The organism is Rouxiella badensis (assembly GCF_002093665.1).
GTDB lineage: Bacteria > Pseudomonadota > Gammaproteobacteria > Enterobacterales > Enterobacteriaceae > Rouxiella > Rouxiella badensis.
The window spans coordinates 25,331-40,311 of sequence record NZ_MRWE01000021.1; the positions used below are offsets into that span (position 1 = coordinate 25,331).

The following is a 14,981-nucleotide window of genomic DNA, read 5'->3' on the forward strand; positions in this document are numbered from 1 at the left end:
TAAAACTTCTGGAGGTAAGCATAGACGATAAGATTTTATCGGCGTTTCAGGATGAAAATACCGCCATCAGGACGGGGGCGACCAGGCTGAGCACAAACCCATGCACCACGGCGGCGGGAACCATGTCCAGCCCGCCGCTGCGCTGAAGCACTGGCAGGGTGAAATCCATCGAGGTCGCACCGCACAGGCCCAAAGCCGAGGAGCGGCTGCTGCGCACCAGCGTGGGGATGAGCATAATCGCGCACAGCTCGCGCGCCAGGTCGTTAAAGAAGGCCGCGCTGCCAATCACCGGTCCGAAAGCATCGGTCAATACAATGCCGGAGAGCGAATACCAGCCGTAGCCGGAGGCCATCGCCAGCCCGGTTTTCAGCGGTAATCCCAACAGCAGTGCAGCGAGCAGTCCGCCGCCGAGCGACGTTGCGCCGACCACGGTTGCCACCATCATTCCGCGGCGATTAAGGATTATCTGACGCAGCGTCAGGCTGCTATTGCCCAGCTGGATGCCGACAATCACCAGCAGAAAGATCAGCGCCGCCTCGCTGGCTTCGCTGGCATAGGTGAGCCAGTGCCACTGCGTTAGACCCAGCAGAAAGCCGCCGACCACGACGCCACACAGGCGCAGTGAGTCGAGCGCCATGCCGAGCCGAGAGGGCAGTTTTTCCTGACGAAACTGGGTTTTCCACGGCTTACGACGTTCGAGCAGCCACAGGGCAATCAAATTGACGGCAAAAATACAGACGAAAAAAACCGCCGTGTATTTGAAAATCATCAGTAAATTGGCGCTTAGGTTATCGAGAAATGCCAGGCTGACGCCCATGATAAAAAGGATCACATACACCATGGCGCTCAGCAGCCTGTCGACCGTGTGCAGCAGGCGGCGGTTTTTAACCGGAATGAGGTAACCGAGGATTAGCGGGACTAGAATAATTAACAAGCCAGAGTACATTTTTAACAGAGTCCATTCGTTATTGTGATAATTCGAAGTATTGTAATAATGGTAAGCATTGTAACAGCGCCCTTTTTTATAGCCATGCTCAACGCGGGAACCGGACCAGAAAATAGTCGCACGGGAGGTGCCAATGTATCTTGAGCATATCGATATTGTCGGTTTTCGGGGGATTAACCGTCTCTCGCTGACCTTGACCCAGCCAGACCGGCGTGGGGTGGCGCTGGACTCGCTCCATGAAGAGCGTGGACAGGCCAATTTGGGCACTATTAACACTAACACCGTTCTGTTGGGGGAAAATGCGTGGGGTAAATCGAGCCTGCTTGATGCCCTGACGCTGTTGTTATCGCCAGAGCCGGAGCTTTACTGTTTTCAGGAACAGGATTTTCATTTCCCGGCCGGTGAACAGCAGGAAAAACAGCGTTATCTTCACGTCGTCTTCACCTTCTGTGAGAACCAGCCAGGCAATCACATGTCCCCGCGATTCAACCCACTGTCACCGCTCTGGGTGCGCTGCGAAGATCGTCTTAATCGCATCTATTATCGGCTTGAAGGTGAGATGGACAACGACGGCAGTGTGGCGACGTGGCGATCGTTTCTGGCCGCCAACGGGGAACCGCTGGCGCTCAGTACCATTGATCCTCTGGCCAAAGTGTTGATCAAACTCCATCCTGTTTTACGCCTTCGCGATGCGCGTTTTGTTCGACGGATCCGTAAGGAAGATCTTGCGCCGCAGTTGCAGCAGGATGCCGGTAAAATGGCCAAGCAACTCGACGAACTGACGCGCAGCCTGATCCATAATCCGCAGGCGTTGACCAATGCCGAACTGCGGCAAGGTCTGGCGGCGATGCAACAGCTGCTCGAGCACTACTTTGGGATGAACAGCATTACGCAGGGCGGAAATTCTGCCGTCGACGAGCGTAATCGAAGCCGTCAGTCCTGGCAGCAAAAGCGCCACGGCAGGGCGGAGAGCCGTCAGGCATGGCGATCGCTGAATAACATTAACCAGATGATTGCTGAACCTAACAGTCGCAGTATGCGCGTGATGCTGCTGGCGATGTTTTCGACGCTGCTCCAGGCCAAGGGGTCGGTTGCGCTGCATCCCGATGCGCGCCCACTGCTGCTGATTGAGGACCCGGAAACGCGCCTGCATCCGATCATGCTTTCTGTGGCGTGGGGGCTGCTCGAACAGCTTCCCCTACAGCGCATCACTACCACCAACTCGGGCGACCTGCTGTCGCTGGTACCGGTCGAGCAGATATGCAGATTGGTGAGGGAGTCGGGCAAGGTCGCGGCATACAGCATTGGGCCACAGGGCATGAGCTCTGAAGACAGTCGCCGCATCGCGTTTCATATCCGCTATAGCCGTCCTTCGTCGCTGTTTGCACGCTGCTGGCTGCTGGTGGAGGGGGAAACCGAGGTCTGGCTGTTGAACCAGTTGGCACGCCAGTGTGGCTATAATTTTGAGTCGGAAGGCATCAAGGTGATCGAGTTTGCACAAAGCGGGCTTAAGCCGCTGCTGCGTTTTGCTCGTCAGATGGGGATTGAGTGGCACGTGCTGGTGGACGGCGACGAAGCGGGCAGAAAATACGCCGCAACGGTGGCCAGTCTGGTAGAGAATCACGACGATATTCTGCGCGACCGCTTGACGGCATTGCCAGCGCTGGACATTGAAAACTATCTCTATCGCAATGGTTTTGAAGACGTCTATCGTCGCGCGGCGGGAACGCCGGAGCACGCTCCCATTTCCGCACGTCATATCATCGAAAAGGCGGTGCACCGCAGCTCGAAACCGGATTTAGCCATCGAGGTAGCGATGTCGGCGTCGGGGCGGGGTAACAGTGCGGTACCGTCGGTGTTAAAGCAGATGTTTTCGCGAGTGGCATGGCTCGCCCGTGGGCGTGCCGACTAATAGCCTTCGTCCTTGGCGCTGCCACGGCGTTGGCTGCGCGCGCTTACCCCAGTTACTGACTTGTGTCAGCTCCTGGGGATGCGCTTACTTGCCGCCTTGTTGCAGCCCCAATGACTTGGCTATGGCCTTCTTGCCTGGCGCTGCCACGGCGTTGGCTGCGCGCGCTTACCCCAGTTACTGACTTGTGTCAGCTCCTGGGGATGCGCTTACTTGCCGCCTTGTTGCAGCCCCAATGACTTGGCTATGGCCTTCTTGCCTGGCGCTGCCACGGCGTTGGCTGCGCGCGCTTACCCCAGTTACTGACTTGTGTCAGCTCCTGGGGATGCGCTTACTTGCCGCCTTGTTGCAGCACCAATGACTTGGCTATGGCCTTCTTGCCTGGCGCTGCCACGGCGTTGGCTGCGCGCTTACCCCAGTTACTGACTTGTGTCAGCTCCTGAGGATGCGCTTATTACGCGAATTTACCGCGGATTTGGGTCTCCATTTCGTCGAGCAACTGGTAGCGGCGTCGATATTCGGCGCGCTTTTTGCTAGCGATTTCGTCCAGCGATTTATGGCTCACCTGCGGTGGGAAATGGAAATAACCCTCGGGATGACGATGTGCGCCTAGCGTCTCCCAGAAGGCGTCATAATCGGCAAAGACAAACTGTTTACGTTTGTTATAGCGCGGGCTTTCGTAGATATGAGTTTGATTCCCCACGGCAAGCACCTGCGACATATTTAGTTTCTCGGCAATAAGCAGCACGGCTTCCATTAATATCCGTTTTGGAAACAGGCCATGGCAGGCTTTGGTCGCAGTTTGAATTTGCTGATGTTCGACCTGTTGGCCGGGTCCCTGCAATGCCCCGATAAATAACGTTGACTGTTTCTTATAATCAATCAGTGCAAAGGTAATATTCGCCAGCGGGATACCCATTTCATTATTAAACATAAGGGTAACTTCCCCTTCTTTGTCTAAATGATGATTAGCATTCATGCTGATAGAATAAGCATTGTCGTCTTTGCCAATTATCGTTGCCAGCGTCAGAGAATCTTTACCCAGATGCCCAATCTGCATCGTAATCGGCATGCGATCGCGCATATAGCGGTAGTGATCGCGCAAACCTTTGACGTGCTGTTCCCGCGTCATATTCACCGCCAGATAAGGGCGATGGACCTTGCAGGGCAGAGTAGGCTGTGCCATCAAGATCTCGTCTTTAAGCGGATGAGATGCGATGTCATTCATTAATTTAAGGGTCGAACGTGGATAAACCAGGCAGCGCGCCAGAAACTTTATGCGATAGAAAGGTTTGCTCCACATCTTACCCGGAATAAATTGCCCGGTAATTAATGAGGATATTAGTGCGACGCCAGACTGTGCTCTAACGCGAGAAGCCGGAAAGCTTAAGATTGACATGTTCGGTAACCAATAAATGATATTGGAACCATTTGAACAGCTAGATTTTAAACCAGATAACAACGGCACTATGGGCTAAAATATATCTTAGCGGATTGTTTATAGATGGTTTACGTTGAAACGGATTAGTCTGAATGACGAGAATATTAAACAAAAAATAAATTTTTTTGATGGCAAAGCTTGAACCTGCGAATGTTATCCCCCATAAATAAAATACCAGCCAATGAGTGACTGGTATTTTATAAAGTTTGCAGGATTGTCTTCGGTTATCACCCGGGGTTGAGTGGGGTCGTCAGGCGACCACTTCAGTTTCCAATGGAATGATAATGCTTGCATGGTTTCCTTTGGGGCCTTCATGAACGTCGAAACTGACCTGCTGTCCAGCTTTGAGTGTTCGGTAACCCTCCATTTTAATCGTGGAGTAGTGCGCGAAGATATCTTCACCTCCGCCCAAAGGACAAATGAAACCAAAGCCCTTGGCATTATTGAACCATTTAACAGTACCCGTCTCCATGCTCTCACATCCCTCTCATGACTATGGTCGAAGTAATAGTTAAAGAGATAAAGCCTGAATTTACGCGTGATGATGCTGAAAAATACGCGAAAAAGGGGATGAATAACAGCTCATCCGGCTTATAAATTTACACTCTAGTGTATTACTCTTGGACGTCAAGAGATGGCTATTTGTCTAACGCTAGCAGTTCATCAAAGTTTGAAGCAGGTAACGATATTGAGATTTTTTAGGCAAATTTTGCGTCGATCGGGCAGAAAAAATTCCTATTTTATGTCCTTCGGCAAGGATGACTAAAAAATGATAAAATGGTTGGAGTAATCTAGTGACCATGATGAGAGGCGAGGTTAACCCTTTCGGCATGTGTCGAATCAACCTTATCCAACAGATATCAAATGTAAAGGTAGTGGACAGGCGATGGGCGACAATCAAAGTTGGCAAAATTTCGAACATTTGGCGGCAGACAAACAAAAGGATGAGCTAAAACCGCCATCTATGTATAAAGTTATATTAAACAACGACGATTACACACCAATGGAATTTGTGATTGACGTACTGCAAAAGTTCTTTTCTTATGATATTGAACGTGCAACGCAACTGATGCTTACTGTGCACTATAAGGGCAAAGCCGTATGCGGCGTTTACACCGCAGAAGTGGCCGAAACCAAAGTTGCACATGTGAATAGCTACGCTAAGGAGAACGAGCATCCGTTGCTGTGTACGCTGGAAAAAGCCTGATTAAGGCAATCTATTTGGGAGGTGCCTATGCTCAATCAAGAACTTGAACTCAGTCTCAATATGGCTTTCGCAAGAGCCCGCGAGCACCGGCATGAGTTTATGACCGTCGAGCACCTGCTGTTGGCGTTGCTTAGCAACCCTGCAGCTCGTGAAGCGCTTGAGGCCTGTACGGTCGATTTAGTGGCCTTACGTCAGGAATTGGAAGCCTTCATCGAACAGACCACACCCACTTTACCCGCCAGTGAAGAAGAGCGTGATACCCAGCCTACGTTGAGTTTCCAACGTGTGCTACAGCGCGCCGTTTTCCATGTGCAGTCTTCAGGCCGAAGTGAAGTTTCCGGCGCTAACGTGCTGGTTGCCATCTTTAGTGAACAGGAATCTCAGGCTGCTTATCTGCTGCGTAAGCACGATGTCAGCCGCCTTGACGTGGTGAATTTTATCTCCCACGGTACGCGTAAAGACGAAGCGAGCCAGGCTCCGAACAATGCGGAGAACCCGGTTAACGAAGAGCAGTCGGCAGGGGAAGATCGTATGGAGAACTTCACCACAAATCTTAACCAGTTGGCGCGCGTTGGTGGAATCGACCCGCTGATTGGCCGTGATAAAGAACTGGAACGCGCTATTCAGGTGCTGTGCCGTCGCCGCAAAAACAACCCGCTGCTGGTGGGGGAATCCGGCGTAGGTAAAACGGCAATTGCCGAAGGCCTTGCATGGCGTATCGAACAGGGTGACGTGCCGGAAGTCATGGCTGACTGTACGCTCTACTCTTTGGATATCGGTTCACTGCTCGCAGGAACCAAATACCGTGGCGATTTCGAAAAACGCTTCAAATCGTTGCTGAAACAGCTTGAACAGGACAAGAACAGCATTCTGTTCATCGATGAGATCCACACGATCATCGGTGCGGGCGCTGCGTCCGGTGGGCAGGTTGATGCGGCTAACTTGATCAAACCGCTGCTTTCCAGCGGTAAGATCCGCGTAATTGGTTCAACGACTTATCAGGAGTTCAGCAGTATCTTTGAGAAGGATCGCGCGCTGGCACGCCGTTTCCAGAAAATCGATATTACCGAACCTTCACCTGAAGAGACGATTCAGATAATCAACGGTCTGAAAACCAAATACGAAGCGCATCACGACGTACGTTATACCGCTAAAGCGGTGCGTGCTGCGGTTGAGCTGTCGGTTAAATACATCAACGATCGTCATCTGCCTGACAAGGCGATTGACGTGATTGACGAAGCTGGCGCGCGTGCCCGACTGATGCCGGTGAGCAAGCGCAAGAAAACCGTCAACGTCAGCGATATTGAAAGCGTGGTTGCCCGTATTGCCCGTATTCCAGAGAAAACCGTGTCAGCTACCGACCGTGACGTGCTGAAAAACCTCGGCGATCGCCTGAAAATGCTGGTATTCGGACAGGATACTGCGGTTGAAGTGCTGACCGAAGCTATCAAGATGAGCCGTGCGGGTCTGAGCCAGGACCGCAAGCCTGTCGGGTCCTTCCTGTTCGCGGGGCCAACCGGCGTCGGGAAAACCGAGGTTACGGTGCAGCTGGCGAAAGCGCTGGATATCGAGCTGCTGCGTTTCGATATGTCGGAATACATGGAGCGTCACACCGTGAGTCGTCTGATCGGTGCACCTCCAGGATACGTTGGTTTCGATCAGGGCGGTCTGTTGACCGATGCGGTTATTAAGCATCCTCACGCCGTCGTGCTGCTCGATGAAATCGAGAAAGCGCACCCCGATGTCTTTAACCTGCTGTTGCAGGTCATGGATAACGGGACACTGACCGACAACAACGGCCGTAAAGCAGACTTCCGCAACGTGATACTGGTGATGACCACTAACGCCGGTGTGCGTGAAACAGAGCGTAAATCGATTGGTCTTATCCATCAGGACAACAGTCCTGACGCAATGGAAGAGATTAAGAAAGTGTTTACCCCTGAGTTCCGTAACCGTCTGGACAACGTGATTTGGTTTAATCACCTGTCTCCTGAGGTTATCCAGCAGGTTGTCGACAAGTTCATCGTCGAACTGCAGGCACAGCTGGATGCAAAAGGGGTGTCGCTTGAAGTTAGCGATGAAGCTCGCGACTGGTTGTCTGTTAAAGGCTATGACCGCGCGATGGGGGCTCGTCCAATGACGCGTATCGTTCAGGAAAACCTGAAGAAACCGTTGGCTAATGAACTGCTGTTTGGTTCACTGGTTGACGGGGGATCGGTCTCTGTGGCCCTTGATAAATCGGCCGACAAGCTGACCTATCACTTTATGAGTGCGCAGAAAATCAAGGAAGAGGGCGCGGTGCACTAAGCAACGTTGTCTGAAGCTGTAAAATGAAAAAAGGCGATGGAAACATCGCCTTTTTTACGCCCGGCTTTCACCGGATTGCGGAAACCACAAAACGCCCTCGCCAACATTCATTGCTGAAAGTGGGAAGAGCGAAATGGGGCAACCTCAGGTATCGCGAGATAAATCAGCGATGAGTGAGCCTATCAGCGGCTACGGAAGACAATGCGGCCTTTGCTCAGGTCGTACGGGGTCAGCTCTACAGTGACTTTGTCGCCCGTCAGGATGCGGATGTAGTTCTTGCGCATTTTACCGGAGATGTGTGCGGTGACCACGTGTCCGTTTTCTAATTCCACGCGGAACATGGTGTTTGGCAACGTATCCAATACGGTGCCCTGCATTTCAATGTTGTCTTCTTTGGCCATCGAGTCCTCTAGGTGTTACTACCATAGTTTTTAACCGGCAAGATAATGCCGAAAAACCCACATTATGTAAAGAATTGTTGGCGTTTTCCGCACTCATTCCCTATTCCTTTAGGAGGGATGGCAAATCAACGTCATGTGGGGGTAAGTCTTGTGGCAACCAGCATCCCGGCGTCAACTGTTGTTGGGAAAGCCTGGATAACTGCTGCAAAAATTGGCGGCGTGGGATCTCTCTCGCACCCAGCGACGCAGTGTGAGGGTTGAGAACCTGACAGTCAATCAGTTCTCCGCCATTACGGGTAAAATATTGGCAAAAAGTCATTATTGCGCACTTGGAAGCGTTCAAACGGCGGCTAAACATCGACTCTCCGCAAAATAATCCACCGACCGCAACGCCGTACATTCCGCCCACCAGTTCATCGCCCGACCACACCTCTATGGAGTGCGCCTGCCCCGCTTTATGCAGTTGCAGATAGCCTTCTTTGACCAGCGGCCCAATCCATGTCCCTTCGCTTCGCTCTTCGGCGCAGGCCGCAATAACCTGTTCGAACGCATGGTTCAGCGTATAACGATACTCGGTCTGGCGCAGAAAACGACGCAGGCTGCGGCTGATATGGCGCTCTTCTGGAAACAATACTGCACGCGGGTCCGGGGACCACCAGAGAATAGCCTCACCCGGCTCGAACCAGGGAAACACACCGCTAAAATAGGCCGACAGCAGGCGAGTAGGGGTTAAATCGCCGCCTATCGCCAACAGGCCGTTTGGCTGACGCAGGGCGGTTTCCGGGCTGGGAAAGCCGACGGTATTGGGTGAGAGCTGCACCAAACGCATAAAATTCCTAATCGGAGGGGAGCCGTAGCTCCCCGTAAACGCGAAAGATAATCTACTGATTATAGATGAGGTTGTGGGCTAAAGGTGTCCTTCGATGCGACCTGCGCTCATTTTACAAATGCGGTCCATCTTGTCGAGGCCTGCAAGTCGGTGCGTAATCATCAGCAGGGTTTTATTCCGACCCAGCGTCTCAAGCAGAGCAAGGATATGGCGTTCGGTTGCTGCGTCCAGCCCTTCCGTCGGTTCATCGAGGATCCACAGCGGCGCATCGTGGAGCAGCGCGCGCGCCAACCCAAGCCTGCGCTGTTCGCCGCCGGAGAGTTGGCGACCGCCTTCACCAAGCCAGGCGTTGAGCCCGTCGTTATCGAGGAGATTGCCCAATTCAACCTGGCGTAATACTTCGGCAAGACGTTCGTCGTGGCTCGCGGGCGCGGCAAGCAGCAGATTATCCCGCAGTGTGTTGTTGAAAACGTGCACCCGCTGGCTTAGAACGCTCACCATGCTGCGCAAGTTAGATTCTTGGTATTCCCTTAATGAAACGCCGTTAAGCAGTATACGGCCTTCCTGAGGGTCCCAGGCGCGGGTCAACAGCTGTGCCAGCGTGGATTTGCCGCAGCCTGTCTTACCCAGCAGCGCCACATGCTCCCCGGCGCGGATGTCCAGACTGATGTCTTCCAGCACCGGCAAGGGTTGATTGGGATAGGCAAAGCTCACTCCCTGAATCGAAATGCTGGTCTCAGGCAACACGGATGCGCCCGTGACAGGAAACACCACGGCGGGCCGCTGGCTAACAATCTGCGTCACCCTTTCGGCAGAGGCCATCACTTGTCCGAAATGCTGGAAGGCTCCGGCCACCGGCCCAAGCGCCTCGAAGGCCGCCAGCGGCGTGAAGACGAACAGGGCCAATAACGCACCCGGCTCAGGCAGCGATCCCACGCCGCCTGCGGCCAGCCACAGCAGCAGACAAAGCGTCAGGCCAGATGCGGCAATCATCAACGCCTGTGAGAGCGCGGAAAGTTTAGCCTGCTGAGCCTGACGGTTAAGCCAGCGTCGTTCGATATCATCAAGCTGTTGCCTGCGCGGCGACTCAACGCCATAAATCACCAGCTCGGACTGACTTTGCAACCATCCGCCAAGCTGGGTGCGATATTCAGCGCGAAGCTGAGTCAGGTCGCGGCCGATAGGTTGGCCCGCACGGTAGAATATAATCGGCAGCAGCACCAGCAGTGCCAGCATAATTCCGCCGAGGGTAAGCGCTAACTGCAGGTCGAGATAGCTCAGTCCGAGGGTTACCCCCACAATCACTACCAGCGCAGCAGTCAGCGGCGAGATGACGCGCAGATAGAGGTGATCAAGCGTATCGACGTCGGCCACCAGTCGATTGAGCAGTTCAGCCTTTTGAAAGCCAGCCAGTCCACCTGGAGAAAGCGGCAGCAGGCGGCTGAAAGTAAACACCCGCAAATGTGCCAGCACGCGGAAGGTGGCGTCGTGGCTTGCCAGCCTCTCGGCATAGCGCCCGGCGGTGCGAAATATTGCCGCGCCGCGAACCCCGGCCGCAGGCAACATGTAGTTAAAACTGTACAGACCAGCGAGTCCGGCAAGCGCTGAAGCGGCAAGGAACCAGCCCGACAGGCTGAGCAAACCGATGCTTGCCAGCAGGGTGATTATGGCGAGCACAACGCCCAGCGCCATGCGCACCCAGTGGCGGCGATACAGTGCAAGATAGGGCAGCAAAATTTTCATGACCGCGTCTCCTGACTCCGCTGGGCAAGCAGTCTGGCAAAAGGCCCCGCCTGAGTGCTCAGCTGCTGGTAACTGCCTTTTTCGACCAGCAGACCGTTGTCCATCACCCACACCTCGTCGTACTGCGCAGCCTCTTCAAGGCGATGAGTGACCAGCAGCGTGGTTTGCTTTTTAGCCGCCGCGTTGATTGCGCTCATCACGCGAGACTCGCTGTCTGCATCAAGGCTGGCAGCGGGCTCATCGAGCAACAGGAGCTGACAGGGGGAGAGCAGGGCACGAGCCACCGCGACGCGCTGTGCCTGTCCAACCGACAGGCGAGCCGCATCTTCGCCGACAGCGGTATCAAGGCCTTCCGGCAGGCGCGGCAGAAACTCGTCAATGTATGAGCGTGCAATGACCTCTTTAAGCAGTGCTTCGCTGGCATTCGGCTGACCCAGCAAAATGTTTTGGCGCAGCGTTTCTTCGGGCAGATGCGGATTTTGCCCCACCCAGCTTATTTGTTGCCGCCATTGCGTCGCGATGATGTCTTTCAACTCCTGCCCATTGACGTGAAGCTGCCCCTGATACGGCATAAAGCCGAGTAGGGCATTGAGCAGAGAGCTTTTGCCGGCACCGCTGAGGCCGACAATCGCGATACTGCGTCCTGCGGGTACGCTGAAGTCCAGCGGGCCGGCAATTTGCTGTCCCTGTGGAGAGAAGATTCGCAGCCCCGCGGCCTCGAGTGCGACCGGGCCGCTGCTTTGCCAATACTGGGTACCTTTCATCGGCTGTTCTGCTTCGGCGGTCAAGAACGTCAGCAGGCTTTCTGCTGCCCCAACCGCCTGTGCCTTGGCGTGGTAAAACACCCCGAGATCGCGCAGCGGCTGGAAGAATTCTGGGGCCAGGATAAGCACCAGAAATCCGGCGAACAGGGTCACTGGTGTGCCGTAATGACCAAAGTCGAGTTCGCCGAGATAGGAGAAGCCAAAGTAAACCGCCACGACGGCAATCGAGATCGAGGCGAAAAACTCCAGCACGGCGGAGGAGAGAAACGCCAGTCTCAGCACTTCCATCGTTCGCGCGCGGAAGTTCTCGGTGGACTCCTCAATTTGGCGGATTTCGGCGTCGGCGCGGTGAAACAGGCGCAGCGTATCCAGGCCGCGCAGGCTGTCAAGAAACTGCCCGCTAAGCCTGGCCAGTGCCTGAAAGTTGCGGCGGTTGGCATCGGCCGCCCCCATGCCCACCAGCGCCATGAAAAGGGGGATTAGCGGCGCCGTCGCCAGCAAAATTAGTGCAGCGGCCCAGTTGATCGGGAAAAGGCTAACCAGAATCAGCAGCGGAATAATACCCGCCAACGCTATCTGCGGCAGATACCGTGCATAGTAGTCGTGCATGTCTTCGATTTGTTCGAGGATGAGCGTCGCCCAGCTTCCTGCTGGTTTGCCTTTGATCCACGCCGGGCCGAGCACGTGCAGGCGGTCCAATACCAGCCGGCGCATCTCCTCACGGATAACGCGACCGCAGACAAAGCCGACCTGTTCGCGTAGCCAGGTCACCCCTGCACGCAGCAAAAAGGTCAATGCTAAAAACAGGAAGCTTTGCCACAGCGTCTCGCGCGGCGTGTGGGTGATGATCAAACTGTGCAGCAGCCCCGCCAGCAGCCAGGCCTGCGCTAAAACAAGCAGACCAGACAACAGGCCAAGCATCATGGAAAGGTGGATCCAGCGCTTTGCTCTCGCACTTTGTTGCTTGAGCCAGCGGATTAACTCTTGTTGCCGTGTTTTGTTCATCCCAGATTTATTCATCCCAGATAAGGCGAATGCAGAACGCATAATCTCAAAAAGCACTGTGAGAGTGCGATTGTCCTTTGTTTTCCGTGTTGGCCGGAAATCCCGCACATTCTACAGGGTCTTTATGGCGCTGAACACACCCGACTTTTACAAAAAAATGCTGCATTTACAAACAAAAAAGGCGACCCGAGGGTCGCCTTATGCTTAGCAGATCAGAACGTTTAACATTCACTGCCAGTGCGTAACATTATTCGACGTTAGCCTGTGCTAAACCGTCGAGATAACGTTCTGCGTCCAGCGCAGCCATACAGCCCGTTCCGGCAGAGGTGATTGCCTGACGATAGATATGGTCCATCACGTCGCCTGCGGCAAAGATGCCCGGAATGCTGGTCTGGGTCGCGTTGCCCTGGATACCTGACTGCACTTTGATGTAGCCGTTTTCGAGCTCAAGCTGACCGCCGAAGATGCCGGTGTTCGGGCTATGGCCGATGGCGATAAACATACCGGCAACGTCCAGACTGCTGATTTCACCGTTGTGTACGTCACGCAGGTTGGCGCCGGTTACACCCATCTCGTCGCCGACAACTTCTTCAAGCGTCTTGTTGGTGTGCAGCACGATTTTACCGCTGGCAACTTTGTCGTGCAGACGGTCAATCAGGATTTTCTCGGCGCGGAAGTTCTCGCGACGGTGAATCAGGTGCACTTCAGACGCGATATTGGCGAGATAAAGTGCTTCTTCAACGGCGGTGTTGCCGCCGCCGACCACCGCGACCTTCTGGTTGCGATAGAAGAAACCGTCGCAGGTTGCGCAGGCAGAAACGCCGCGACCTTTGAAGGACTCTTCTGAAGGCAGACCGAGGTAGCGTGCCGATGCGCCTGTCGCGATGACCAGCGCGTCACAGGTGTACTCTTCGCTGTCACCGAACAGACGGAACGGGCGAGTCTGGAAGTCGACGCGATTAATATGGTCAAAAATGATTTCCGTATTAAATTTTACCGCGTGCTCGTGCATACGTTCCATCAGGCCTGGTCCAGTTAAACCTTCAGGATCTCCCGGCCAGTTTTCCACTTCCGTGGTGGTGGTCAATTGACCGCCTTTTTCGATGCCGGTGATGAGAACCGGCTTCAGGTTGGCGCGCGCAGCATAAACTGCGGCGGTGTAACCCGCAGGGCCGGAGCCTAAAATCAATAACTTACTATGTTTTACTGTACCCATGGGAAATTCATCTCCGTGATGGCGAACTACGTGATGATAGGGATTGTAGGGAAAAGTGCGGCGTAAAAAAAGCATACTCCGATGTTGTTAGCGATTTGTCTGATAGTTTTTACCTGTAATCGCAGGTAAAAATGATTTTGGTATGAGTTTCTCTTTTTACTTTTGTTATTGTTCAATCTGAAAAGACAGCGAAAAAGGACGTTGAGGGTTTTCAATCTGGCACGTTCTTCTGATTTTGCTTCTTTTGCTTTGACAATCCGCTGTGCATTTGCGAAAACATCTAGGTAAGAAGAAATTAAACGCCAGCTTGTGTCTCAAAATTACGCAATGTGATGCCGGTTTACCCGTTGTGGGTATTGCAGTGTTCACTTTTTAGACATCGGCAGCTACGAGTTTAGGTTTTATTGCGCCTAATTAGTCACTTAGCGTTATTTCTTTTTTTGGCTTCACTAAAAAAATTCGTTTTCTTCTGACAGGGGCAAGACGTCTTAAGGTGAGTCGCAACCTATAAAAAACAGGTCTTCGCTTAGGATAAACCCTTATTACATTGAAGTTGGTTAGGGTATGGCAAGTGCATGGAAGGACATCAGAGAGATAATAATAATGGTAGATAACAAGAAACGTCCGGGAAAAGATCTCGACCGCATTGACCGTAACATTCTTAATGAGCTGCAAAAGGATGGCCGGATCTCTAACGTTGAGCTTTCCAAGCGTGTAGGTTTGTCGCCTACGCCATGTCTGGAACGCGTTCGTCGTCTGGAACGTCAGAATTTCATTCATGGGTACACTGCGTTGCTTAATCCACACTATCTGGATGCTTCGTTGCTGGTTTTCGTTGAGATTACCCTCAACCGTGGTGCACCGGATGTGTTTGAGCAATTCAATGCAGCAGTACAAAAACTAGAAGATATTCAGGAGTGTCACCTGGTTTCTGGGGACTTCGACTACTTGTTGAAAACCCGTGTACCTGACATGTCTGCTTACCGTAAACTGCTGGGCGAAACGCTGCTTCGTTTACCTGGCGTTAACGACACCCGTACCTACGTGGTAATGGAAGAAGTGAAACAGACTAACCGCCTGGTCATTAAGACTCGGTAAGTAAAAGGTACAGGTGCAAAACCTAATTAATTTAGCTACACTCCTGTGTATCCATACAGCTCTGGCGTCGGGAACTTTTCTCGGCGCTATCGCTATTTCAGTTCACAGGAACCTG

12 protein-coding genes are annotated in these 14,981 nt (G+C 53.2%); 4 read left to right on the forward strand and 8 right to left on the reverse strand.

What is annotated here, in order from left to right:
* Positions 1-46: 46 nt before the first annotated feature.
* Complete coding sequence (locus BS640_RS13400; protein ID WP_017491722.1) at positions 47-946, reverse strand: LysO family transporter; 900 nt, start codon at positions 944-946, stop codon at positions 47-49.
* A 133-nt stretch (positions 947-1,079) separates the two neighbouring features.
* Here BS640_RS13400 and BS640_RS13405 point away from each other — a divergent pair, with 133 nt between their 5' ends.
* Positions 1,080-2,858 carry an ATP-dependent nuclease gene (locus tag BS640_RS13405; protein ID WP_017491723.1) on the forward strand — a complete coding sequence of 593 codons (1,779 nt, stop codon included), beginning with the start codon at positions 1,080-1,082 and terminating at the stop codon, positions 2,856-2,858.
* Between the two features lie 451 nt (positions 2,859-3,309).
* Here BS640_RS13405 and BS640_RS13410 read toward each other — a convergent pair whose 3' ends face one another.
* Together BS640_RS13410 and cspD are read right to left on the reverse strand one after the other, a co-directional pair.
* The gene (locus tag BS640_RS13410; protein ID WP_026110506.1) at positions 3,310-4,254 is read right to left on the reverse strand and encodes a VirK/YbjX family protein; all 945 of its coding nucleotides are present in this window, start codon (positions 4,252-4,254) and stop codon (positions 3,310-3,312) included.
* 292 nt (positions 4,255-4,546) lie between these two features.
* Positions 4,547-4,768, reverse strand: a complete 222-nt coding sequence (gene cspD, locus BS640_RS13415; protein WP_017491725.1) for a cold shock-like protein CspD — start codon at positions 4,766-4,768, stop codon at positions 4,547-4,549.
* Between the two features lie 414 nt (positions 4,769-5,182).
* Between cspD and clpS the strand changes: the two genes are divergently transcribed.
* Both clpS and clpA read left to right on the forward strand, forming a co-directional pair.
* Positions 5,183-5,503, forward strand: coding sequence for an ATP-dependent Clp protease adapter ClpS (gene clpS, locus BS640_RS13420; RefSeq protein ID WP_017491726.1), 321 nt, complete (start codon positions 5,183-5,185; stop codon positions 5,501-5,503).
* Positions 5,504-5,530: 27 nt separating this feature from the next.
* Complete coding sequence (clpA, locus tag BS640_RS13425) at positions 5,531-7,810, forward strand: ATP-dependent Clp protease ATP-binding subunit ClpA (RefSeq protein WP_017491727.1); 2,280 nt, start codon at positions 5,531-5,533, stop codon at positions 7,808-7,810.
* Between the two features lie 182 nt (positions 7,811-7,992).
* Here clpA and infA read toward each other — a convergent pair whose 3' ends face one another.
* The 5 genes from infA to trxB all read right to left on the reverse strand — a co-directional run bounded on the left by infA (position 7,993) and on the right by trxB (position 13,768).
* Positions 7,993-8,211 (reverse strand): translation initiation factor IF-1, encoded by a 219-nt coding sequence (infA, locus tag BS640_RS13430; protein WP_002211347.1) that lies wholly within the window; start codon positions 8,209-8,211, stop codon positions 7,993-7,995.
* A 100-nt stretch (positions 8,212-8,311) separates the two neighbouring features.
* Positions 8,312-9,040 carry a leucyl/phenylalanyl-tRNA--protein transferase gene (gene aat, locus BS640_RS13435; protein ID WP_017491728.1) on the reverse strand — a complete coding sequence of 243 codons (729 nt, stop codon included), beginning with the start codon at positions 9,038-9,040 and terminating at the stop codon, positions 8,312-8,314.
* Between the two features lie 78 nt (positions 9,041-9,118).
* Positions 9,119-10,783 carry a heme ABC transporter ATP-binding protein/permease CydC gene (gene cydC / locus BS640_RS13440; protein WP_084912742.1) on the reverse strand — a complete coding sequence of 555 codons (1,665 nt, stop codon included), beginning with the start codon at positions 10,781-10,783 and terminating at the stop codon, positions 9,119-9,121.
* Complete coding sequence (cydD, locus tag BS640_RS13445; RefSeq protein WP_084912743.1) at positions 10,780-12,552, reverse strand: heme ABC transporter permease/ATP-binding protein CydD; 1,773 nt, start codon at positions 12,550-12,552, stop codon at positions 10,780-10,782. The genes cydC and cydD overlap by 4 nt, the downstream gene beginning before the upstream one ends.
* A gap of 247 nt (positions 12,553-12,799) precedes the next feature.
* The gene (trxB, locus tag BS640_RS13450) at positions 12,800-13,768 is read right to left on the reverse strand and encodes a thioredoxin-disulfide reductase (protein WP_017491731.1); all 969 of its coding nucleotides are present in this window, start codon (positions 13,766-13,768) and stop codon (positions 12,800-12,802) included.
* Between the two features lie 603 nt (positions 13,769-14,371).
* On the opposite strand from trxB, the gene lrp reads away from it, so the two are divergent.
* The gene (gene lrp, locus BS640_RS13455; RefSeq protein ID WP_009636652.1) at positions 14,372-14,866 is read left to right on the forward strand and encodes a leucine-responsive transcriptional regulator Lrp; all 495 of its coding nucleotides are present in this window, start codon (positions 14,372-14,374) and stop codon (positions 14,864-14,866) included.
* The last annotated feature ends 115 nt before the right edge of the window (positions 14,867-14,981 follow it).